The sequence below is a fragment of the Streptomyces sp. KR55 genome (genome assembly GCF_052245645.1).
GTDB lineage: Bacteria > Actinomycetota > Actinomycetes > Streptomycetales > Streptomycetaceae > Streptomyces > Streptomyces flavusporus.
In genome coordinates this window covers 1-21,435 of sequence record NZ_JBQQCE010000138.1, presented here as the reverse complement: position 1 = coordinate 21,435, position 21,435 = coordinate 1, and the positions used below count along the sequence as shown (strand labels likewise).

Below are 21,435 nucleotides of genomic sequence, written 5' to 3'. Positions count from 1 at the left end.
CTCTTCGACCTGTTCTTCCCCGCGCCGCGCGTCGGCCGGCGGGAGACGGACGCGGAGCGGACCGACGGCGGCCGGCGGCCGGAGGTGGAGGGCCTGCGGGACCAACTGACCGAAGCCCTGCGTCAGGGCGATGACGACTCGGTCGCCGTCGCGCTCGAGGATGCCGTGGAGCAGTGGGCGGGCATCGACGATGCGACGGCGGGCAGCGAGCGTCACCATCTGCAGCGCGTGCTGCGCCGGTTGGAGCTCGGCCGCGTGCTCCAGCAGCTCATGCGCGGTTCCCCGGACAGGACGGAGCTGGAGCGGCAGCTCGACAACGCTCAGGCGCACGCGCAACTCGAAGAAGTGCTGCGCATCCTGGAGCAGCTCGTCCGCGAACGTCTGCACGACACGGGAGGTCAGGACGCCGTGCACCGGCCGCGCGCCGAGGGGCTGCAGGACCTGCCCGTCATGTATGCGGCGCCGCACGAGCTGGCCGCGCTGCGCAGCGCCGTACGGCCGCTCGCCCGCCACATCGCCACGCGGCTGGGACGGCGGCGCCGCGGCCGCGGGCGTCTCGACATGCGGCGCACCATCCGCGACAGCATGAGTTCCGGCGGCGTTCTGCACACGCCGCGGATGCGGCGGCGCCATCCGTCCAAACCCGACCTCGTGGTGCTGTGCGACGTGTCCGGATCCGTTGCGCAGTTCGCCCCCTTCACACTGTCGCTGCTGCACGCACTGCACGAGGAGTTCCGCCGTGTACGGTCGTGGGTCTTCATCGACGGAATCGTCGAGGTCACCGACTTCCTTGAGGCCGCGCCGGGCGTCGTCGACGTCCATCACCTGCTGGGGCGGCGCGGTCTGGTCGCCGGCGACGGCCGCAGCGACTACGGCCGCGCGTTCGCGGAGCATCTGCGGCGCTGGCCGGACGCGGTCACCGGCAAGACCACCGTGCTGGTGATCGGTGATGCCCGCACCCATGATCGGGTGCCCGCCCTCACGGAGACCAAAGAGCTGTACCGGCTCAGCCGTCGGCTGTACTGGTTCAACCCCGAGCCGCGCCGCGAATGGGACACCGGGGATTCCAGCCTGTCCCTCTACGCTGCGCACGCCACCCGGGTCTTCGAAGTGTCGACGCTGCGCCAACTCGGCGACGCCGTCACCCACATCGCCACCTGATACACGCTGTCAGGCCCTGCCGTCACCGACTCCGCATGCAAGCGCCGTTTCGCGCACATCTTCCCGCACCTCCCGGCACCCATGGCCGCCGGATCGGGAAGCGCAGTGAACCAACCAATGCACACCGCACGAACAGGACATCATTCATGACAGCGTTCTCGACCGTTGATGACGTACGCGAACGGCTCGCGGCGACGGGCTATCTCGTCGGCGAGTCCATCGCAACCACCGCCTTCCTCGCGGACCGGCTGGAGAAGCCGCTGCTGGTCGAGGGGCCGGCGGGTGTGGGGAAGACCGAGTTGGCCAAGGCGGTGGCGGTGGCCACCGGCGCCGAACTGGTGCGACTGCAGTGCTACGAAGGACTGGACGAGGCGCGCGCGCTGTACGAGTGGAACTACAAGAAGCAGTTGCTGCGCATCCAGGCGTCGCGCGACGACTCCGCCTGGGAACAGGTCCACGATGACGTGTTCGGCGAGGAGTTCCTGCTCGACCGGCCGCTGCTGGCGGCCATACGCCGCTCCGAGCCCACCGTGCTCCTCATCGACGAGGTGGACAAGGCGGACCTTGAGATGGAGGGTCTGCTTCTTGAGGTGTTGTCGGACTTCCAGGTGAGCATCCCGGAGTTGGGGACGGTCACCGCCGTGCGGCGCCCGTTCGTCGTGCTCACCTCCAACGCCAGTCGTGAGCTCTCCGAGGCGCTCAAGCGTCGGTGCCTTTACCTGCATATGGACTACCCGACGCCTCAACGGGAGAGGGAGATCGTGCTCGCGCGTGTGCCGCAGGCCGCCGAGCGGCTGGCAGAACAAGTCGTGCGCACCGTGACAGCACTGCGCGGTCTCGAGCTGCGCAAGGCGCCGTCGATCGCGGAGACCATCGACTGGGCGCGGACCCTGGTCGCCCTCGATCGTGACGAGCTGGACAGCGAGACGGTGAGGGGGACTCTGGGCGTCGTCCTCAAGAACGTCGCCGATCAGGAGCGGGCCGTCGAGGCGTTGTCCCTGGGCTGAGCGCTGTTCGGGTTCTGTCCGCGGCGGCCACTGCGGACAGAACCCGAACAACCATCGATGGCCGAAGCTCGGCCTGCCGCCCGCCTGCGCCTGTACCGCTGTCAGGGCATGCCGAAAGCCCGGTGGCGCCAAGGAAATCCTTGGCGCCACCGGGCTTTCGGCGAAGCCTACTGGGCGGAGGCGAGGCGGAAGGTGTAGTCAAGCCGGTGCCAGGGCCCGTCGACGACGCGACCGTCAGGGGCGGGCTCCTTGTGTTCGGGGAAGTCGACGATCAGGGCGTCCTTGACGCCGAAGACCGTGTCACCGTCGATGTAGTCACCGCCCGCGACGAAAAGCTGGGTGATCAGCCTCTTGTGGCCGGGACTGCTGATCATGAAGTGGATGTGCGGGGCGCGGTAGGGGTGACGGCCGGTGCCCGTGAGCATCTGCCCCACGGGGCCGTCGTCGGGGATGGGGTACGCCACCGGCACGATCGACCAGAAGGTGAGCCGACCGTCGTCGTCGGTGAGGAAGCGGGCGCGCAGCACCGGGCCGTCCAGGTCGGGCAGTTGTACGTCGTAGAAGCCGTCGTCGTTGGTCTGCCAGACGTCGACAACGGCACCGGCCAGCGGTGTGCCCTCGATGTCGGTGACTCGCACATCCGCGAACAGGGGTGCTCCCGGCAGGCCGTCGGCGATGTCCACGCCGTGCTCGCGCGGCGGCGGGCCCTCGGTGTAGAACGGGCCGAGGACCGCGGAGGGTGTCGCTCCCGCCGTACGGGAGTTGGTGAGGGCATCGACCGCACTGGAGACGCCGAGAGTGTCGGAGAGCAGGACGAACTCCTGCCGGGTGGGACTGCACATCTGGCCGGTGCGGGTGAGGAAATCGATGGCGTACTGCCATTCGTCCTGGGTCAGGTCATTGTCCACGGCGAAGCCGTGCAAGCGACGTACCAGGTCGGTGAGCAGCTGCCGGGCCTTGGGGGCCGACGCACGGTCGAAGCTCGCGGTGACCTGGCCGAGCAGCGTGTGCAGCCGCTCGGCGAGCGGGTCGGCGGGCTGCGGGCGGTCGCCCGACCAGGCATCGTTCAGCAGGGCGGTGATTCCCTCGGGGGTCACCGGGCGGGGGTTGGGGTAGGGCTCGGCGGTGGCGAGTTCCACGGCGCGGGGAAGGTCGTCCTCGGCCAGGCCCAGCTCGCGCAGGGACAGCGGGCCGCCCAGGCCGGCGATCAGGTCGTACACGGCGGTGGGCGCGTCCGGGAGCACCCCGGCACCGGGCCCGGCCAGCGCACCCGCGATCCGGCGCATCGCCTCGGTGGCGCCGGCAGCGTTGTAGGCCATGGCGTGCGGCAGTACGACCGTGTGAGTCTGCGCGTGCGGCAGGTTGAAGGAGCCGCCGAGGGTGTGACACAGCTTGTGGTGCAGTCCCATGCCGACCGTGCCCAGGCAGACACCCGCCAGCCAGGCGGCCTGCAGGGCGTCGGCGCGGGCGTCGCGGTCGGCCGGATCGGCGACGATCCGCGGCAGGGCGCCGCCCAGCAGTGAGATCGCCCGGAGCGCCAGCTCGTCGGTGACGGGGTTGGCCTGTGGCGCGTACAACGCCTCCACGGCGTGCGCCATGGCGTTGATGCCGCTGGTCACCGACTGGGGTGCCGGAAGCCCGAGTGTGAGGTCGACGTCGTAGACGACCGTCTCCGGCAGAATCTCCGGAGACGAGCGGGTGGTCTTGACGCCGTTCTCGGTCTCACCCAGGACAGGGGTGACCTCGGAGCCGGCGTAGGTGGTGGGGACGATGATCTGCGGCAGTCCCGTGCGCACAGCCAGGGCTTTGGCCAGACCGGTGGTCGAACCTCCGCCGACCGCGACGAGACAGTCCGCGCCCACGTTGTCGACGACCCTGCGGGCGCTCTCGGTGACGTCGACCGGCGTGTGCATAGCGGCACCGGTGAACGTACCGGCTGCCAGGGGACCCAGTATCTCGCGGGCCTCCTCGGCGAGGGCGGCCTGACCAGGGGTGGCCAGGACCAACGCCCGGGTGCGGCCCAGGTGCTCAACCTCCTGGCGGAGGTTTCTCAAGGTCCCCGTGCCGAACACGATCCGTGTGGTGGGACTGGAGTAGAGGAATTCCCGCATGCGGCTCTCCGTACTGCGCGGCATGGCGATGCCCGGCTTGTTCGGGATCGCTGCTGAGGAAGTATGGACCGCGCAGTAGCCGGATCTCCTGCACGATCCCGCCCTGCCGCTGCACGAAACGCGCGGCCGTGCTACCCGCGCTGGCGCAGTTCGGCCGGGGTGCTGCCCAGCTGGGCACGCAGCACCCGCGTGAGGTGCTCCTGGTGCGAGAAACCACAGCAGGCCGCGATCTGGGCGATGGGCAGCACGCTTGTGCGCAGCAGCCGCGCGGCCTGCTCCACCCGCAGCCGCATCAGGTAACGGTGTGGAGGCTGCCCGGTGCGCGCCTTGAACGCACGGGCGAACTGACTCACGCTCAGCCCCACCGCGGCAGCCAGTTCCTCCAGCGGAAGCGGATCCGACAGCCGGGCATCCATCAGCTCTCGCACCACGGTGAACTGCCGGTCGGTGAGGCCCGCAGGCCGGGCCGTGGCGGCCGGAGCGCGGTGGCGGTCGCTGTGCCGCCAGGCCAGCTGGGCGGCGATGGTGAGGGCGAGCTGGTCGGCGTATGTGCGGCTGCAGGGCTGCGGGTCGCGCACCACGGAGTCCAGGGCCAGGACCGTCTGCTCGAGCAGCGGATCGGTGACGCCGAACTCCTCGGCCAGCCGTACCGTCCGGTCCGACTCGCCGAGTGCCTGCTGCAGGGTCTTTTCCGCCAGGTAGACGTGCACGGTGCGCAGCTGGTCGGCCAGCTCCACATCCAGCGCCGTACCGGCCGGGTGCAGGAACAGCCCGCCCGGCGGTACCCGACGGGTGTCGGTCAGTCCCCGCCGTCCGCGGCGTACCGTGACCGGGCCGTCCAGGTGCAGGATCAGCAAGTGGCTCCGTGCCCCGTCGAACGCGTTCCGGTACGGCCGCTCGGCCTGGGTGGACAGGTACAACCCCTTCCAACCGAGGCCGGCGCTCGTACGCGCCGGACGCACCCACGGCTGTCTGAGGATCCCAAGGGTGTCCTGGACGCCCAACTCTTGCATCGGCTTCGACTCCCTGCCGAGTACGTCAGCGAACAGGCCAACAGGCGCTGGCCACCGAGCATAGGCTCGCTGGCCCTGATTCGGAACACCATGGACGTTTAAAGTTGAACTTTCGGTGTCGAGGTGCTGTCGCTGCGCCGTGCGCCAGAGGGAAAGCCCCAGGTCAGTAGGCCACCCTCTCGAGATCCAGGTGGTAGGACCGCAGCTTGCGATAGAGCGTCGACCGGGAGATCCCCAGGTCGCGGGCGGCGAGCTTCTTGTTCCCGTCGGCCCGCTGCAGCGCGCTGACGATGGCGCGCAGTTCCACATCCGCCAGGTACGGCAGCGGCCGCCGGGAGGGGTGCAGCAGGTCGGACGGCAAGTCCGCCAGTGTGATGTCGCCCGTGCGCCGCTGCGCGGCGGCCGAGCGGATCACGAGCTCGAGCTGCCGGATGTTGCCGGGCCAGGGGGCCCTGGCCAGTGCCTGCACGACCTCCGGGCGGCAGCGCAGCAACTCGCCGCCGTACCGGCGCACGAGCCGCCCGACCAGGTCGGGGATGTCCGGGCGTCGTTCGTGCAACGGCGGCAGCTCGATGCGGTGGACTGCCAGCCTCTCGACGTGTGGCCCGAGCACCGGCTGGGCGCTTGAAGGCGACGTCGTCGTGCCGATGAGCCGGAGCGGCTCGGGCGGGTCGTGTTCGTCGAGCAGGGCCGCCAGCGGCAGAGCGACCTCGGCGGGGAGGACCTCAAGATGAGTGAGGACCAGGGTGCCCGGCCCGGGGCGCTCCAGCAGCTCCTGGACGCGCCGCAGCCAGGCGTCGGGGCCGTCCACTGCGGCGAGTGCGGCATTGAGTATGTGCAGCGTCCCGTCCGGCTGAGTCAACTCGTGAAGCGCACGCGCCAGTTCACTCTTCCCGGTCCCCGCCTCTCCGGAGATCAGTACCGGTTGGTCATCCGTCGGCACACGCGCGGCACGGGCCATCGCGTGCCGCCAAGGGGCGCTGGTGCCGCCCAGGCGGTGCAGCAGCCGCTGCTCAGCCTCGGCACTCGCCGCGGCAGGCACCGGATCACCGGGCCGTTTCCGCCGCTCCGAGCGTGGCGACGCCAGTTCCACGAGTGCCCCGGCGACCTGGTCGCCGTCGGCCACGGGGCGGGCACGCAGATCCAGCACCCGGCCGGACTCGGTCAGCCAGGTTTCCTCCGCCGCTCCCTGCTCGGCGATGGCCCGCGCCGCCAGCTCCCACAGCGTCCCGTGGCTGATGCCTTCCACCAGCCGAGCCGCCGCAGGCGTGGAGATGACCGTGTGCTCGTTGACGGCCAGCAGCGCTCGGCTGGTCCTGCGGCTGGCCGAGGCGAAGGCGTCCAGGAGCCGGCGCTCTCTCGAAGAGGCGGCCGCCAGGATGCGCTCCTGGACGGCCTGACAGGTCTCCTCCACGAACGCCGGCATCAGCGGGCTGGCGTCCTCGGCCGGGCACAGGAAGGTCAGCACTCCCTGCATCCGACCGGTGACGGGGTGGCGGACGGGCGCTCCGAAGCAGGCGTAGCACATGAACTGCTCGGCGAAGTGCTCGGCCCCGATGACAGAGAACGAACGGCCCTCCTCCAGCACGGTGCCGAGGCCGTTGGTCCCGCAGAACTCTTCCCGAAGACAGAAGCCGGGCGCCGAGTTGGTGGTGTCCATCATGGCCCGCACCCGCCCGTCGTCGACGTAGCGCTGAAGGACCCGCCCGTCACGGTCGGCGAGGAGTACCGCCGCGCGTGTGCCGTGCAACCGATTGGCCAGCCTGGTCAGCACCGGTCGTGCCGCCGAGTACAGCGCGCCGTCGAGGTCGACGCCGTCCGTGTAGGGCAGTGCCGCGGCGTTGGGCGGCGCGCCGATCAGCACGGAACGGCGCCAGGAGGCCAGCACCTCGGCGCGCACCCGTCCCACCGGGTCACGGCCGGTGAGGAAGTCCTCCCGGGCCCGATGTGACAGGCGAGTGAAGTCTTTGGCGTCGGCCATGAGCACGGTGCCCCCTCAAGGACGATGCGACGCTGCATCGAAGCGGTCACCTGGGCGGTCCGCCACCGGCGGATCGTGCCGCGGACGGTAATACACGGTCCGTACGGACGTACAGCCCCGTGCCCGGGCGCATGGCGCGTCGTGGCACAGACCCTGTCCCAGAACGGGACACCCACGCCGCCACCTGGATTCCTAACGTTTGCCGCGTCCTGCGGCACGCCGCCGAGGCGGCAGGCGAGGCACGCGCGACGACCAAGGAGGGCCTCATGGCACAAGCAACACGGGGTTCGGCCGCCCCGATCCCCGCAGCGGGTTTCACCGCTGAAGCGGACATCGTCGTGGTGGGCGGCGGCGGGGGCGGTCTGCCGGCCGCCCTGTTCTCCCGCTGGCTCGGCAACGACGTCATCCTGCTGGAGAAGGCCGCCGAACTGGGTGGCACCGCACGCAAGGCGGCGTTCTGGTACTGGGTGCCCAACAACGCGCCGATGCGCACCCTCGGTATCGAGGACCGGGAAGAGGATTGCCTGCGCTACATGGCCCGGCTTTCCCGCCCGCGTGAATACGACCCCGACCATCCGACGCTGGGTCTGAGCCGCTGGGAGTACCAGCTGTGCCGGGCCATCTACGAGAGCGCGTCCCCGGCAGCCGAACTGCTCGCGCAGCGCGGTGCGCTCACCTACCGCCACTGTGCGGACGTACCGGACTACTGGGCCGAGTTGCCCGAGAACGCGGCGCCGAGGGGCCGGGTGCTGGTTCCCAGCGAGGCCGGCGAGTCGATGTCGGACGGCGGCCAGGTGGCCATCCGCATGCTCAGCGCCGCCGCTCGCCGTGACGGCGTGGACATCCGCACCGGCCACCGCGTCCAGCGCCTCATCCGCTCCGGTGGTGCCGTGGTGGGGGTGGAGGCGGACACCGCGGACGGAGAGCCCTGCCGCGTCCGCGCCCGCAAGGCAGTCGTCTTCGCCACCGGCGGGTTCACCCACAACGCCGAACTGCGCCGGAACTTCGTCAGCGTCCCCGTCTACGGCGGCTGCGCGGCCGACACCAACGAGGGCGACTTCGTGCCCATCGCCTCCGCGGTCGGAGCCCAGCTGCGCAACATGAACTACGCCTGGATGTGCCCGGTGCCGCTGGAGAAGGCGGTCGCCCGCGACCCAGGTCTGGTGGGGATGTTCTCCGTCGCCGGCGACTCGATGCTGTTCGTCAACAGGCACGGCCGGCGCGTGGTCAACGAGAAGCTCCCCTACAACGAACTGGCGCAGACGTTCTTCCAATGGGACCCATCGGCCGCCGAATACCCCAACCTCGTTCTGGTCCAGGTGTGGGACCGGCGCAGCCAGGAGCATTCGGCGAGCACCGAGTACGGGCGGCTCATTGTTCCGCCGGGCGCCGACAACGCCCACGTCATCACCGGGCAGACCCTCGATGAGCTCGCCGGGCGGGTCGACGAGCGGCTCGCCCGGTACGTCGGCAACACCGGAGGACTGCGGCTCGCCGACGACTTCACCCCCAACTTGAAGGCGACCATCGAACGGTTCAACCAGATGGCCCGCGAGGGTGTGGACCGGGACTTCCACCGAGGGGAACGCGCCGTCCAGGTGCTCTTCAACGGTCCGGTCAAGGACGAGCCGAAGCGGGCGAACCCGACCATGTGGCCGCTGGCCGACAACGGACCGTACTACGCCGCACTGGTCACCGGCGGAACCCTGGACACCAAGGGTGGTCCGAAGACCACTCCGGACGGCCAGGTCGTCGATGACACCGACCGGCCCATCCCCGGACTGTACGGCGTGGGCAACTGTGTTGCCTCGGCCTCGGCCCAGGCCTACTGGGCCGGCGGCGCCACACTCGGTCCCATCCTCGCCTTCGCCTACCGGGCCGCGCACGCGGCGCACGCCGAGCCGGTCAAGGACATCTCGACCGACTGAAGCGACAACGAATCGCAGCGCGTCCCGGTCATCCGCAGCCGGGACCGGAGACCACGACACGGAAGGAACCATCGCGATGGCTCTGACCCAGCAGACGATGACCGACGAACAGCGCAAGTCGGTCGCGCTGGAGTACCTCAAGGCGTTCGACCACGGCGGAGTGACCTCCACCGGAGGCAGCATCCTGGACCTTTTCGCCGACGACGCCCAGGTGTACTTCCCCAAGTGGGGTCTGGCCACCGGCAAGGAGCAGATCGGCCGGCTCTTCACCGAGGTCGGCAGCACGATCAAGCAGATCGAGCACCACTACGCCAACTTCAACTGGATCTTTTCGGGCAGCGACGTGGTCGTGTGCGAGGGCGCCAGCCACGGTGAGCACCGCGACGGCCCATGGCGCGCCGGAGTGCCCGAATGGGGCGCCGGACGCTGGTGCGACGTGTTCGAGATCCGTGACTGGAAGATCCAGCGGTGTTTCATCTACCTGGATCCCGACTACGCCGGCCAGGACACCGCCCGCTACCCCTGGCTCACCGACCCGGCGTGAACCACCCTGCCGCACCTCCACCGCCCGAAGTGTGGTTTATTATTCAACGAAATTTGTGCCTCCGGCAACGGCGTCACCGGTCGGCCCCGAGGTGACGCCCACAACGTGCCGTGTTCGCAGCCCTGCCCTGTCCACGCGAACGCGTCACGGCGGCGCCGCTCCTCCGGACTCCCAGCGAGGAGCGGCGCCTGCTTGCTCCGCCCCGCTGGGCACCGCCCCGCCACATCACGCGTTTCGTGCAGCCACAACGGCAGAATCGTGCAGGAAACCCCGCGACGAGTCCGCCCAAACTTCATGGCAACGATGCGAACAAGCCCGGCACCACCATGTCGGCGCGGTACGGAGAGCCGCATGCGGGAATCCCCCCACTTTCAGCCAGGCATGCGTCGTGTTTCGCACGCGGACCCAGGTGCCCAGGCCCTGGATGTGATCCAGGGCAGTCAAGCGGCAGTAATGATCATTATGTGAACGATGGGCAAGCAATGGCCAAACAACTCACGCTGCAGGAGGCGGTGGCGGAGCTGATCCATGACGGGGACACCGTCGCTGTGGAAGGCTTCACGCACCTGATTCCGTATGCGGCGGCACACGAGATCATCCGGCAGCAGATCACCGACCTCACTCTTGTGCGGATGACTCCGGATGTGATCTACGACCAGTTGATCGGTGCCGGTCTGGTACGGAAACTGGTCTTCTCCTGGGGCGGCAATCCAGGGGTGAGCTCGCTCCACCGGTTCAGGGACGCGGTGGAGAACGGCTGGCCGCGCCCGCTGGAGCTGGATGAGCACAGCCACGCCGGCATGGCCAACCGCTATGTCGCCGGGGCGTCGAGGCTGCCGTTCGCGGTCCTGCGCGGTTACCGCGGCAGTGACGACCTGCCACGGCGCACCGACACCGTCTCCACCGTCGCCTGCCCCTTCACCGGTGAGGAACTGGCCGCCGTCGCCGCTCTCCATCCGGATGTCACCGTCATCCACGCCCAGCAGGCCGACACGAAGGGCAATGTCCAGCTGTGGGGCCTGACCGGCGTGCAGAAGGAGGCCGTGCTGGCGGCCGACCGGTCCCTCGTGACCGTGGAAGAGATCGTGGACGATCTCGAGCTCCGCCCGGGCGGCGTGATCCTTCCCACCTGGCTGATCGACGCGGTGGCTGTCGTGCCCGGCGGGGCACACCCCTCGTACGCGGCCGGTTACTCGGTGCGCGACAACGACTTCTACCGGTCCTGGGACCCGATCTCCCGCGACCGCGAGGCCTTCACGGCATGGCTCGAGGAGAACGTGCTCGGCGCCAGGGCGGTCTCCCGATGACCGAGAGCGTGGAATTCAGCGGGGACGAGCTGATGGAGGTGAAGGCCGCCCGTGCGCTGGCCGGGGGCGAGGAGCTGCTTCGTCGGCATCGGACTTCCCAGCACCGCAGCCAACCTCGCTCGCGCCACTGTCAACCCGGATTTGGTGCTGATCTACGAGTCGGGGACGATCGGCTCCAAGCCGACCCGGCTGCCTTTGTCCATCGGGGACGGTGAGCTGGCCGAGACCGCGGACGCGGTGGTCTCCGTGCCGGAGATGTTCAACTACTGGCTGCAGGGCGGCCGGATCGATGTCGGCTTCCTCGGCAACGCCAACGGTGCCGGAGAGGAGAACCGCAACGTCGCTCGTATGGCCGGACTGCTGGCAGGCCTTCCGGTGACCGTGCCGGGCGTCACCGTCAACCGCCTCTGTGCCTCCGGGCTGGAGGCGGTCGTCCAAGCCGCGCGGGCCATCGCGCTCGGCGACGCCTCCATTGCCCTGGCCGGCGGCGTCGAGTCGATGACCCGCGCACCCTACGTGCTGCCCAAGAGCGAGCACGCCTTTCCGGCCGGACACGCGGAGCTGTACTCCACGACTCTGGGCTGGCGCATGGTCAACCCGAGGATGAACCCGCAGTGGACCGTCTCGCTGGGTGAGTCCACCGAACTCATCGCCGAGAAGCACAAGATCACCCGGGAGCGGCAGGACGAGTTCGCGCTCTCCTCGCACCAGAAGGCCGCCAGGGCGCAGGCCGCGGGCCTGTTCGACGCCGAGATCGTTCCCGTGCCGATCCCGCAGCGCAAGGGTGAGCCGGTCATGTTCGACCGCGACGAGGGTGTTCGGGAGAACGCTTCCCTGGAGGCCATGGCCAAGCTGAAGCCGTCCTTCCGTCGGGAGGGCGGCACGGTGACGGCGGGCAACGCCTCCCCGCTGAACGACGGTGCGGCGGCACTGCTGCTGGTCGACGAGGAAGGCCTGAAGGCCACCGGCCGTGAGCCGCTGGCGCGGGTGAGCGCGAGCGGCGTATCAGCGATCGAGCCGCACTATTTCGGCTTGGCCCCGGTCGAGGCGGTCAACAGGGCCCTCGCGAAGGCGGGGAAGGCTTTCGGTGACCTGACCACACTCGAACTCAACGAGGCGTTCGCCGCCCAGGTGCTCGGCTGCCTCGCCGAGTGGCCCGAGTTCGACCCCGCGATCCTCAACCCACATGGCGGCGCCATCGCCCTCGGCCACCCGCTGGGCGCCTCCGGAGCCCGCCTCGCCGGCACCGTCGCCCACCAGCTCGCCGCGGCGGGCTCCGGCACCGGAGTCGCCACCCTGTGCATTGGCGTCGGCCAGGGCCTCGCCCTCGTCCTCGAGCGCTGATCCCGGGAACCGCCGCTCCGGAGCTCACGAAACCGAGGACAGCACGTGGCTCCGGAGCGGCGCCGAACCGGCCGGCCATTGTCGTGCACACTGGCGTCGGCTGACTCGTGCTGAGCGCAGCGGACGTGGCCCTGTCCGTCGGCGGACCCGTACTATCTCGGGCGCCTCACGCGCGACCCGGCTCCGGTGCGGCCACAGGTGACCGCTCGCCCGCCCGGGTGTCCGGGGACAACACCCATGCGGGGCCCGTCGGCGGAGTGGCTCAGGGCGACCAGACGAGCGCCAAGGCCCTACTGCGGCGGCGTCGGGGTGTCCGGGCCCTGGAACATCGCCTGGAGATCCAGTTCCAGCTTGATCCGCGGCCCCACCACGGCGATGCCACGCGCCAGCATCGAGCGCCAGTTGAGAGTGAAATCGTCTCGATGCAGTTCGGCTGTGGCCAGAGCGGCGCAGCGCAACTCCTGCTCATAGCCTCCGTTGACCATGCCCAGGTAGGTCGTGTCCAGCTGCACCGACCTGCTGACGCCATGCATGGTCAGCACGCCCTGCACCGTCCACTTGGCGCCATGTCGGTGTACGAAGCTCTCGCTGGCGAAGTGGATGTCCGGGTACTTGGCCACGTCGAGAAAGTCCGGCGAGCGCAGGTGGTTGTCCCTGGTTCTGTTGCCGGTGGTGATACTGGCCGCATCGATGGAGACCTCGACGTACGAGTCCCCCATGTTCTCACCGATCTTGATGTCGCCGTCGAAACGAGTGAAGCGGCCGTGCACGTTCGCCATGCCCACGTGCTGCGCGACAAAGCGGATGGCGGTGTGCGGAGGGTCGAACACCCAACTCCCGGGCACTGGAAGCTGCTTGACCGGGGAGGGATTCAGGCGGATCTGACCCAGGTCGTGGCTGGACCCGGCGGCCACCGCGAAGGTCACGCGGACCGGCTCCAGGGTGTCGGCCGTCACCAGGACCACGTATTCGCCGGACGGCAGCATGGTGACAAACCGTCCGAACGGATCGGTGGTGGAGGTCACCGTCATGGAGCGGGTGATGCCGTCGGTCACTGTGACCGTTGCGCCGTGCAGCGGCATGCCCATCGGGTCCACGACCTCACAACTAACAACCCCTGCGCCACGCGGGAGCGTTGGAAGCAGGGCCGCAGAGGCCTTCTTGCGCTTTCGACCGAACGGGAAAGTCATGACGTCGTCCTCTTTGAAGCGGAGCGTGTTGGCACATCGTTTCACGTTCAACCAACGTGGATGGACGGTTGGTTGGTGAAGTCGCCGGATCTCTGCACTTCCTCCGCGACTCCGATGCCGACCCGAGACATTGGGTTCGGTGGGCGAGGAGGCGGCGGCCCGGCCGGCGGACATCGTTGAATGTTGTACTATGTGGCGAACGATGAAGTTGAGCGTTAAATCATCGTCCACATCCGCAAGACGTAACCCAGCAGGGCGCAAACCTCATGGGCATTTTCAGCCGTAATCGCAACAACGACACCAACGCAACGGAGACCGCAATCGTGGCCGCACCTGTCAAGCTCGCCATTGTCTACTACTCCTCCACCGGCTTCAGCGCCGAGATCGCCAAGGAGATCAACGACGCCGCCGAGAAGGCCGGCGCCGAGGTCCGCCTGCTGAAGGCGGCCGAGCTCGCTCCGGAGGCCGCCATCGCCTCCAATGAGGCCTGGGCCGCTCACACGGCCGCGAGCGCCGGCATCCCCGAGGCGACTCCGAGTGACATCGAGTGGGCGGACGCCGTGATCTTCGGCACGCCGACCCGCTTCGGCAACATCTCCTCGCAGCTGAAGCAGTTCATCGACACGCTCGGCGGCCTGTGGGCCCAGGGCAAGCTGGCCAACAAGGTGTACAGCGGCTTCGTGACCACTGCCACCACTCACGGCGGTCAGGAGTCCACTCTGCTCGCCCTGTACAACTCCATCCATCACTTCGGCGGCCTGATCGTCAGCCCCGGCTACACCGACCCGGTCAAGTTCGTCGACGGCAACCCCTACGGCACGTCCCATGTCGACGCCCAGGGCAACAACCCCATCGGTGACCAGACCCGCAACGCCGCCCGCCACCAGGCCGAGCGCGTTGTCCAGGTCGCCGCCGCCCTCAAGGCCGGCCTCGCCTCCTGACTCCAGCCGCAAGGCATCCCAGGGCATTGGCGCGTCCGCGGAACATCCGCGGGCGCGCCTTCTCGTGTATGCGGAGGCGATCGTCGGACAAGGGTCCGCGGGCGGTCGTAGCCGACAGAGAGAAGCAAGACCATGGAGATATTCGTCGAGCAGGAGTGCGAGATGCGCCTGGTGGTCGCACCGGACAGCAGTGTCGGTGTGGCGACTCGTCTGTGGTACAGCCCGCATGACCCTTGTGCCGTCCACATCGACTTCGACGCCGGCGCGGACACCCAGGTCACCTGGGTCTTCGCCCGCGAGCTGCTGGCCATGGGCACCGTCCGGCCGTCCGGGCACGGCGACGTGAGGATCTGGCCGACCCATGAGGGGCGGCGACGCGTCCTGTGCCTGGCTCTGTCCTCCCCCAGTGGACAGGCACTGCTGCACGCTCCCCTGGCCGTCGTGGATCGATGGCTGGAGCGGACTTACGACATGGTCCCGGACGGCCAGGAATGGCAGTTGCTCGACCTGGACGACGAGCTGTGCGAACTGCTGGGAGAGACGGCCTGACCGTCGCGTCCATCGACGTCCGGACGTACCCAGCTCAACCTGCGCGTTTCGTGCAGCCTCGACAGCACGATCGTGCAGGAGCTGTCCCGCTCACGTGCTGATACTCCCTGCACCGGGGCGCCCCACGCGGCGAGCTGCTCGTGGGAACTCGATCTGCCCCGGTACTGACATCGCGAACGACGGTCGCTGATCTCCGCGTTGGATTCTGCCGGCTCCCCTCGGCCGGCGCGGCACCCACCGTTCACGGAAGTTCACCAAGGGAGACGTTCATGAAGAACCCATCCAGTCGTCCCGGGGATTCCAAGGTGCCGGAGGCCGGCCCTGAAGCACCGGCGCATGAGGCCACCAGGTCCGCGCGGCGCTACGAGGTGCGGATCGTCGCGCTTCTCGCTGTCGGCTTCGGTCTGGTCGGACTGGACCGCAACATCATCGCCCCCCTGTTTCCCGCGATGGTCGAGGACCTGGGCCTGACCTACCAGGACCTCGGCATCATCAGCGGCGTCCTCGCCATCTTCTGGGGCCTTGCGTCGATCATCGCCGGCAACCTCTCCGACCGCATCGGGCGGCGTAAAGTCCTCATCCCGGCCGTGGTCGGATTCTCCCTCGTCTGCGGCTTCACCGGGGCCGTGTCCGGCATGGGAATGCTGCTTGTGCTCCGTGCCGCCATGGGGCTGTTCGAAGGCGCCTACACACCTACGAGCATCGCGCACACCTCGGAGTCCTCGACACCGTCGCGCCGCGGATTCAACATGGGTCTCCAGCAGAGCCTGTTCGCGCTGCTCGGACTCGGCGTCGGCCCGATCATCGCCACCCAACTGCTCGTCGTGCTGTCGAGCTGGCGATGGGTCTTCGGCCTGGTGGCGCTGCCCGGGTTCATTGTCGCCTTCCTGCTCTACCGAATTCTGCGGGAGCCCGAGCACACGGCTGCGGCCGGCAAGGTGCGCGCAGACGGCGGGACCGCGGAGGCGCAGGCGGGCGATCGCCCGTCCAGACGCGCGATCTTCGCCGAACGCAATGTCGTCCTGGCCACGGCCATGCTGTTCGGCAACTTCTCCTGTGTCTTCGTCATGATCAGCCTCATGCCGAGCTACCTCACCGACCATCTCGGCCTGCCCGCCACCGACATGGGCTTCGTCCTGTCGGCCTTCGGAGTCGGCGGGTTCGTCGGATATATAGCCCTGCCGGCGCTGTCCGACCGGCTGGGCCGGAAACCCGTCCTCTTCGCGGCCTTCGTCATCGGCATTGCCGCGCTCCTCGTCTTCCGTACTCTCGGCGCGAACCTGGCGGCCCTCTTCGTGGTGCTGTTCGTCGCGGCCGTCTGTGAGTTCGGTGCCCTGTGCCTGCTGACCGGCCCCGTGGTCACCGAGGCCGTGCCCGCAGCCCTGGTCGCCTCCGCGGCGGGCTTGCCGATCGGCATCGGTGAGATCACGGGCGGCGGGCTCACGCCGGTCATCGGCGGGTTCGTGGCGCAGCACTTCGGCATCCAGTCCATCGTCGTCGTCGCGATCGTCGGCCTTGCGATCAGCCTGACGATGTCGCTGTTCCTGCGCGAAACGGCGCCTGTCCGGACCAAGATGCGCAATGACGGGGAGTCAGCCCGCACTGGCGCCGCCGGAGTCACGACGGGGTGACGGCCTTCGCGGCGACGCGCTCACAACGGCCGGTTCGACTGAGTCGAACCGGCCTTCGTGGGTGGCGGGCGGTCAGCGCCGCTCTGGGACAGGAGAGGAATAGGAAAGGTGTAGTTAAGCATTCAACTAAAAGGCGGCTTTGAGAGCGTCTGCACCGGGATGAAAGGCGACGGCGATGTCCGTGATCAACACTCAGTGTCCTTCGGTGAGCGCGTTGAGTGAGGCGGATCGCGTGTGCGGGGTGCAGCAGTCCGCGGTACTGACGTTGCCGTCTCAGGCGATGCTGGTGGGAGCGGTTCGCGTCTTCACCGCCGAGCTGCTCCAGCGGTGGCGTATCGGCGGTGAGGAACAGGAAGCCGCGGTTCTGATCGTCGACGAGATGGCCACGAACGCTGTCCAGCACGGCCGCTCGCGCATGACACTGCTGCTGGCCCTCGAGGACGACATGCTCCGCATCAGCGTGGCCGACTCCGGACCGCGCACCCGCTTCGAGGCCCCTGCCATCGATCCCGACGAGCACGGGCGCGGCACGGGGATCGTGGAGTATCTGGCGGACCATGTCGAGATCCATCCCGGCGGCGACGGATGCCTCATCAGCGCATGGCTGTGCGTCAAGCCGCACTCCGCCGGCGCCGCGGAGATGGGGCCTGCTTGATATTTGCCCGCGCCGAGGCCCGGTGAAGTATCGGGAACGTCAACGGAGCCCCGTTGAGTTGGCCAGTGACGTGGAGGTGACCCGGCGGTCGGCGACGCCGGCCGCCATCGCAGCCGAAACCACGCACACCCTCGTGGTCCGCACGATGTGACCGGACGCCGCCGCCCCATGCCCTGCCCGAGCTAGCCGTCGCGTCGCTCCAGGTCGGCAGGCGTCGTCCCGGGCGGGCCGAGGACGACGTCGCCGAGTTCCTGGGCCACCGCCATGAACAGCTCCGCGTCCAGTTCGGTCTCGGGCGTGGCCAGGTGAAGAGGAGTGCCCGCCCGGGCGATGAGCTCGGCGAATCCGGCCGGCGAGCTGATGTTGAGAGCCCGAGCGCCGTCGGGACCGGACTTGATCATGTGCGGCACGTGCATGGGAATGGCGAAGAAGTCGCCGGAACGCAAGGTCACGGCGTCCGTCCCGGCCCACACCTCCAGCGAACCTGAGGCGACCCAGAGACGCTCCTCGTACTTCGTGTGCATGTGGAGCGGGGTCGCCGAGCCCGTCGCCAGCACCGAGTCGGTGATGTCATGGCGTCCGTCGGTCTCCGCCGCGGATGTGAGGATGTTGACGCGCAGCTCCTGCCCCAGTACGTACTGGCGGTCAGAAGTGCCGGTTGAGGAAAGGAAATGACTCACGTGCATGGCTCCTGATGGAGGGGTGGTGACAGGCGCCCTCGCCGGTGCGCGGAGATGATGGTCGCGACGAGAGGGTCTTCCTACTCGATATGGGGATCCTATATTGAAAGTAGTGTGTGTTGCTTGAAGAAGGGAACATGAGTACCCAACCGCGCGATGAACGGCGCCCTTACCGGGCCGGCCGACGTGCCAAGGCGGCGGCGGAGACGCGGAGGGCGATCCTTGACGCCGCCAATCGCCTGTTTGTCGAGCACGGCTATGGAAGGGTCACCGTCGCTGACATCGCGCGGGAGGCCGAGGCGGCCGTACCCACGGTGTACGCAAGCACCGGAGGCAAGGCCGCGATCCTGGCCCTGCTCATCGACGAGGGTGTTGCCGACCCGATCGTCGAGCACACGCTCGCGGCAGTACGTACGTCTGCCGATCCACGGGATGCGATCACTGTCACGGTGCACGGGGTGCGGGTCGACAACGAGCGGCATTTCGACCTCCTCCACGTGCTGACGACAGCCGCCGCCCTGGACGAGACCGCGAAGGAAACACTCACTCGCGCAGACAGCACCTATCGCGACGCCCTCGCAGTGGTCGCCGGGCGGCTGCAGGATCTGAACGCCCTGCGGCCGGGCCTGGGTCGGGACCGGGCGACCGACATCCTGTGGTTCTTCCTCGGCCATCACTCCTGGCGCCTGTGCGTGGCCGACCGCGGATGGTCCTGGAACCACACGGAGAAGTGGCTGGGAGAACAGGTGTCGACCGCCCTGCTCGGTGACCGAGCCGGCTGACCGGGCCAGGGAGGCCCGGCGCCCTCCTCCCGTTCTCGGGCCGGTCTCGGCTGTGCACGGCCGAGGCGCTCGACGGCGGCTTCTGCATATCCCGATATCCCGACGCCGTGTTGCGATGGCCTTCCTCCACCGGATCGCGCACTACGGCGAGCATGCCCTCGTCAGACCCGAGGACGAGTATGGTCTGCTCGACCTCAGCCAGGCCCTGCGGGCGACCACTCCGAGACGGTCGTCGCGGTCGTGTACTGCTGTGGCCCCGAGTCGCTGCTGGCCGCCGTCGAGGCGCACTCCCTGGAGGAGGCTCCGTGACGGACGCGGTGCGAGGTCCCTTGCCGTCGTCGAGGTGGACGGGGTGCTGACAGCATCCACGACCTCGGCCGGCTGGACGAACCCCAGACGGGATCCTCGTACCAATGGACCCCGGCAGCGGCATCGTCTGCCTCGACCCCGAAGCCCTGCGCACACAGCTGGACCAGCGGACGACGGCGGCGCCGAAGGGCCGGTGAGAGGGTGCGGCTGCTCAGGCGGACCAGCGGGAGTGGGCCGCGCCCTGCTCGATGCGCGTCGTATGGGCAGCCGCGCCGCGCTCGAGCAGCAGCACATCGGCGAACGAGTAGCGAGGCGCCTTGCTCGGTGTGCGCCGTGCCTGCTCGACGATGGTCTCGACGAGCTCGCGTTCCATCCCCAGCCGTGGGTACGCCGCGTGAATGGCCTGCGCCTGTGCGTCGGTGACGAAGTCGGTGTCGCGGCCGAAGTCCATGCCGACTCCGTCGCGAGTGAGCCGGCACAGCAGCCCGCGGCGTTCGGCGATGCCGCCCGAGGTGTGCAGGGCGATGGCTTCCCAGACCGCGTCGACGCCGGCCGCGGGCACGCCGTGGTCGGTGAGCAGCCGAGCCGCGAAGTCGGCGCCGTCGACCTCGAAGCGCTGCGGCCCGTCCGCGGCCGGGCTCAGGCCGATGTCGTGCAGCACACACGCGGCGAACAACAGCTGCTCGTCGTAGTCACGCCCCGGAGCGGCCCCGAGATGGTCCGCCAGCAGGCGGGCGAACAGATAGCTGCGGACGCTGTGGTTCGCCACCGCCCGGCTCTCGGCCTCGGTGACGGTCGACAACAGCGAGCGCACGAGTTCGGTGTCCGGCAGGACCAGGGAGCGATCGTCGTCGCCGGTCGACGAGCCGGCAGGGGTGTGTGCGTCAGCAGCGGGGAAGGTGAAGTCGGACATGACCTCAGCCTGGCCGCCCGGCACCGAACGCACCACTGGCTGGAATGACAGTGTTCGCCAGGATTCCGCCATGCTCAGCAACGTTCCACACACCGTGGCCGTCCTCGCCTGGACGGCGTCGTGCCGCTCGACCTCGGGATTCCCGTACAGGTCTTCGCGACCCGCGACACCACGCCGTACCAGACCGTCGTGTGCGGCCTCACCCCCCAGGTCAGCACGACCGGCGGCTTCAACCTCGCCGTCCGCGGGACTCTCGCCGACCTCACCCGGGCCGACATCGTCATCGGCCCCGGCTCCTCACCCCACGCCCGCCCCTGCCGGCACCGGTACTCGACGGCCTGTCCGCCGCCCACGCGCGAGGTGCCCGCATGGTGTCGATCTGCACCGACGTCTTCGCGCTGGCCGCCGCGGGAGTCCTCGACGGCCGCCGCGCCTTCTGTGACCTGTACGGTTACGACCTCACCGCCTGGGACGGCTACGACATCCTCGCGGGTGCTCGCGAGCTGCGCATGGTGACCTACGCCGCCCAGCATGCGGCCAGCAACCCGGAGTGGCGCGAACAAGCTCAGCACCGCGTCGACTGCCTCCGCGGTCGCTGCGGACCGCGCCCACGGCACTGGACGGGAATCCTGTAGTGGGTGGCCGAATCCCGGCTTGCCGCACCGTAGTGGCCTTCGTCCGCTGTCGGCGCCCGTCGGACGGCCGGTCGCCTGCATTGGGGAGGGCGATCGACCTCGTCAGGCCCTCGACCAAGGTTGTTGCACGGCAACAGGGGCAGCCAGCTGCGCGAGCGCGGCAGGCGGGGGTTCCTGCACCACCGTGTCTTGCCGGAGTATCGGGGGTCAGCTCAGAGGGGCCAGCGGCATCCGGCATTCGCCCGCGGCAGGCGAGAAAACATCTCAAAAGACTGGAAGCCTCTTCCGGGCTATGTCAACGTACAACACCCCGGAAGCACGCGGCCGGCGAACGGCCCACCGGGTGACAGGATGAGGAGTCTCTCCTGTCGACGCGCACACTCGGATCTGTTTCGGCTGACCGCCCCCGTCCTTTTCTCTTTGGGGGCGCTCAACGCTTGGACCGCGCACACCCAATCCGACTACGAGGCGACCTCGTCGGCCATCTGCTTGCGTGTCTGCGCAGCTGGTGTCTTCGGGGAAGATCTGGCGCAGCGTGGGTATCGCCTTGACCGTCTGATTCTCGCCTATGAGCTCGTAACCCGATCACGGGCGGGTCTTCGTGAGGCGTCTCCAGCAGATGAGGCTGCAGGCGAGGGAGACGAGGGCGTCGTGGAGGTCGAGGCGTCTTTCCCAGCGGACGGCCAGGCGCTTGAAGTGGTGCAGGAGCGAGAAGGTCTGCTGGACGACGTAGCGGAGCTTGCCCAGGTCCTTG

General features: G+C 68.8%; 18 protein-coding genes. 12 read left to right on the top strand and 6 right to left on the bottom strand.

Annotated elements, in window-relative coordinates:
* Together ACTWQJ_RS21230 and ACTWQJ_RS21225 are read left to right on the top strand one after the other, a co-directional pair.
* Positions 1-1,161 (top strand): VWA domain-containing protein (locus ACTWQJ_RS21230; protein WP_443308194.1); only part of this gene is annotated, 1,161 nt, incomplete at its 5' end.
* Positions 1,162-1,307: 146 nt separating this feature from the next.
* Entirely contained in the window at positions 1,308-2,168 is an 861-nt protein-coding gene (locus tag ACTWQJ_RS21225; protein WP_443308193.1) for an AAA family ATPase, read from the top strand.
* Positions 2,169-2,335: 167 nt separating this feature from the next.
* Here the strand turns inward: ACTWQJ_RS21225 and ACTWQJ_RS21220 are convergent, their stop codons facing one another.
* The 3 genes from ACTWQJ_RS21220 to ACTWQJ_RS21210 all read right to left on the bottom strand — a co-directional run bounded on the left by ACTWQJ_RS21220 (position 2,336) and on the right by ACTWQJ_RS21210 (position 7,273).
* On the bottom strand, positions 2,336-4,279 hold the full coding sequence (locus tag ACTWQJ_RS21220; RefSeq protein ID WP_443308192.1) for a maleylacetate reductase and hydroxyquinol 1,2-dioxygenase domain-containing protein: 1,944 nt from the start codon (positions 4,277-4,279) through the stop codon (positions 2,336-2,338).
* A gap of 131 nt (positions 4,280-4,410) precedes the next feature.
* Complete coding sequence (locus ACTWQJ_RS21215) at positions 4,411-5,292, bottom strand: helix-turn-helix domain-containing protein (protein ID WP_443308191.1); 882 nt, start codon at positions 5,290-5,292, stop codon at positions 4,411-4,413.
* A gap of 163 nt (positions 5,293-5,455) precedes the next feature.
* Positions 5,456-7,273, bottom strand: coding sequence for a sigma-54-dependent Fis family transcriptional regulator (locus ACTWQJ_RS21210; protein WP_443308190.1), 1,818 nt, complete (start codon positions 7,271-7,273; stop codon positions 5,456-5,458).
* Positions 7,274-7,539: 266 nt separating this feature from the next.
* Between ACTWQJ_RS21210 and ACTWQJ_RS21205 the strand changes: the two genes are divergently transcribed.
* From ACTWQJ_RS21205 to ACTWQJ_RS21190, 4 genes are all read left to right on the top strand, one after another.
* Positions 7,540-9,201: an FAD-dependent oxidoreductase gene (locus tag ACTWQJ_RS21205; protein WP_443308189.1), complete on the top strand. Its 1,662-nt coding sequence runs from the start codon at positions 7,540-7,542 to the stop codon at positions 9,199-9,201.
* 76 nt (positions 9,202-9,277) lie between these two features.
* Positions 9,278-9,745 (top strand): nuclear transport factor 2 family protein, encoded by a 468-nt coding sequence (locus ACTWQJ_RS21200; RefSeq protein ID WP_443308188.1) that lies wholly within the window; start codon positions 9,278-9,280, stop codon positions 9,743-9,745.
* A 482-nt stretch (positions 9,746-10,227) separates the two neighbouring features.
* On the top strand, positions 10,228-11,052 hold the full coding sequence (locus tag ACTWQJ_RS21195; protein WP_443308187.1) for a CoA transferase subunit A: 825 nt from the start codon (positions 10,228-10,230) through the stop codon (positions 11,050-11,052).
* Between the two features lie 51 nt (positions 11,053-11,103).
* A complete protein-coding gene (locus tag ACTWQJ_RS21190; protein WP_443308186.1) occupies positions 11,104-12,396 on the top strand; it encodes an acetyl-CoA C-acyltransferase in 1,293 nt (430 codons plus the stop codon).
* A 290-nt stretch (positions 12,397-12,686) separates the two neighbouring features.
* On the opposite strand, the gene ACTWQJ_RS21185 is transcribed toward ACTWQJ_RS21190, so the two are convergent.
* A complete protein-coding gene (locus ACTWQJ_RS21185; RefSeq protein ID WP_443308185.1) occupies positions 12,687-13,586 on the bottom strand; it encodes a YceI family protein in 900 nt (299 codons plus the stop codon).
* A gap of 323 nt (positions 13,587-13,909) precedes the next feature.
* On the opposite strand from ACTWQJ_RS21185, the gene wrbA reads away from it, so the two are divergent.
* The 4 genes from wrbA to ACTWQJ_RS21165 all read left to right on the top strand — a co-directional run bounded on the left by wrbA (position 13,910) and on the right by ACTWQJ_RS21165 (position 17,362).
* A complete protein-coding gene (gene wrbA / locus ACTWQJ_RS21180) occupies positions 13,910-14,527 on the top strand; it encodes an NAD(P)H:quinone oxidoreductase (RefSeq protein ID WP_443308184.1) in 618 nt (205 codons plus the stop codon).
* 132 nt (positions 14,528-14,659) lie between these two features.
* The gene (locus ACTWQJ_RS21175; protein WP_443308183.1) at positions 14,660-15,076 is read left to right on the top strand and encodes an SsgA family sporulation/cell division regulator; all 417 of its coding nucleotides are present in this window, start codon (positions 14,660-14,662) and stop codon (positions 15,074-15,076) included.
* A 269-nt stretch (positions 15,077-15,345) separates the two neighbouring features.
* Positions 15,346-16,707, top strand: a complete 1,362-nt coding sequence (locus ACTWQJ_RS21170) for an MFS transporter (RefSeq protein WP_443308182.1) — start codon at positions 15,346-15,348, stop codon at positions 16,705-16,707.
* A gap of 205 nt (positions 16,708-16,912) precedes the next feature.
* Positions 16,913-17,362 (top strand): ATP-binding protein, encoded by a 450-nt coding sequence (locus ACTWQJ_RS21165; protein ID WP_443308181.1) that lies wholly within the window; start codon positions 16,913-16,915, stop codon positions 17,360-17,362.
* A gap of 182 nt (positions 17,363-17,544) precedes the next feature.
* Here ACTWQJ_RS21165 and ACTWQJ_RS21160 read toward each other — a convergent pair whose 3' ends face one another.
* Positions 17,545-18,042 carry a cupin domain-containing protein gene (locus tag ACTWQJ_RS21160; RefSeq protein ID WP_443308180.1) on the bottom strand — a complete coding sequence of 166 codons (498 nt, stop codon included), beginning with the start codon at positions 18,040-18,042 and terminating at the stop codon, positions 17,545-17,547.
* Positions 18,043-18,179: 137 nt separating this feature from the next.
* Between ACTWQJ_RS21160 and ACTWQJ_RS21155 the strand changes: the two genes are divergently transcribed.
* Positions 18,180-18,824 carry a TetR/AcrR family transcriptional regulator gene (locus ACTWQJ_RS21155; protein ID WP_443308179.1) on the top strand — a complete coding sequence of 215 codons (645 nt, stop codon included), beginning with the start codon at positions 18,180-18,182 and terminating at the stop codon, positions 18,822-18,824.
* Positions 18,825-19,344: 520 nt separating this feature from the next.
* Here ACTWQJ_RS21155 and ACTWQJ_RS21150 read toward each other — a convergent pair.
* Complete coding sequence (locus ACTWQJ_RS21150; RefSeq protein WP_443308178.1) at positions 19,345-20,046, bottom strand: HD domain-containing protein; 702 nt, start codon at positions 20,044-20,046, stop codon at positions 19,345-19,347.
* 368 nt (positions 20,047-20,414) lie between these two features.
* Here ACTWQJ_RS21150 and ACTWQJ_RS21145 point away from each other — a divergent pair, with 368 nt between their 5' ends.
* Positions 20,415-20,681, top strand: a complete 267-nt coding sequence (locus ACTWQJ_RS21145) for a hypothetical protein (RefSeq protein WP_443308177.1) — start codon at positions 20,415-20,417, stop codon at positions 20,679-20,681.
* The last annotated feature ends 754 nt before the right edge of the window (positions 20,682-21,435 follow it).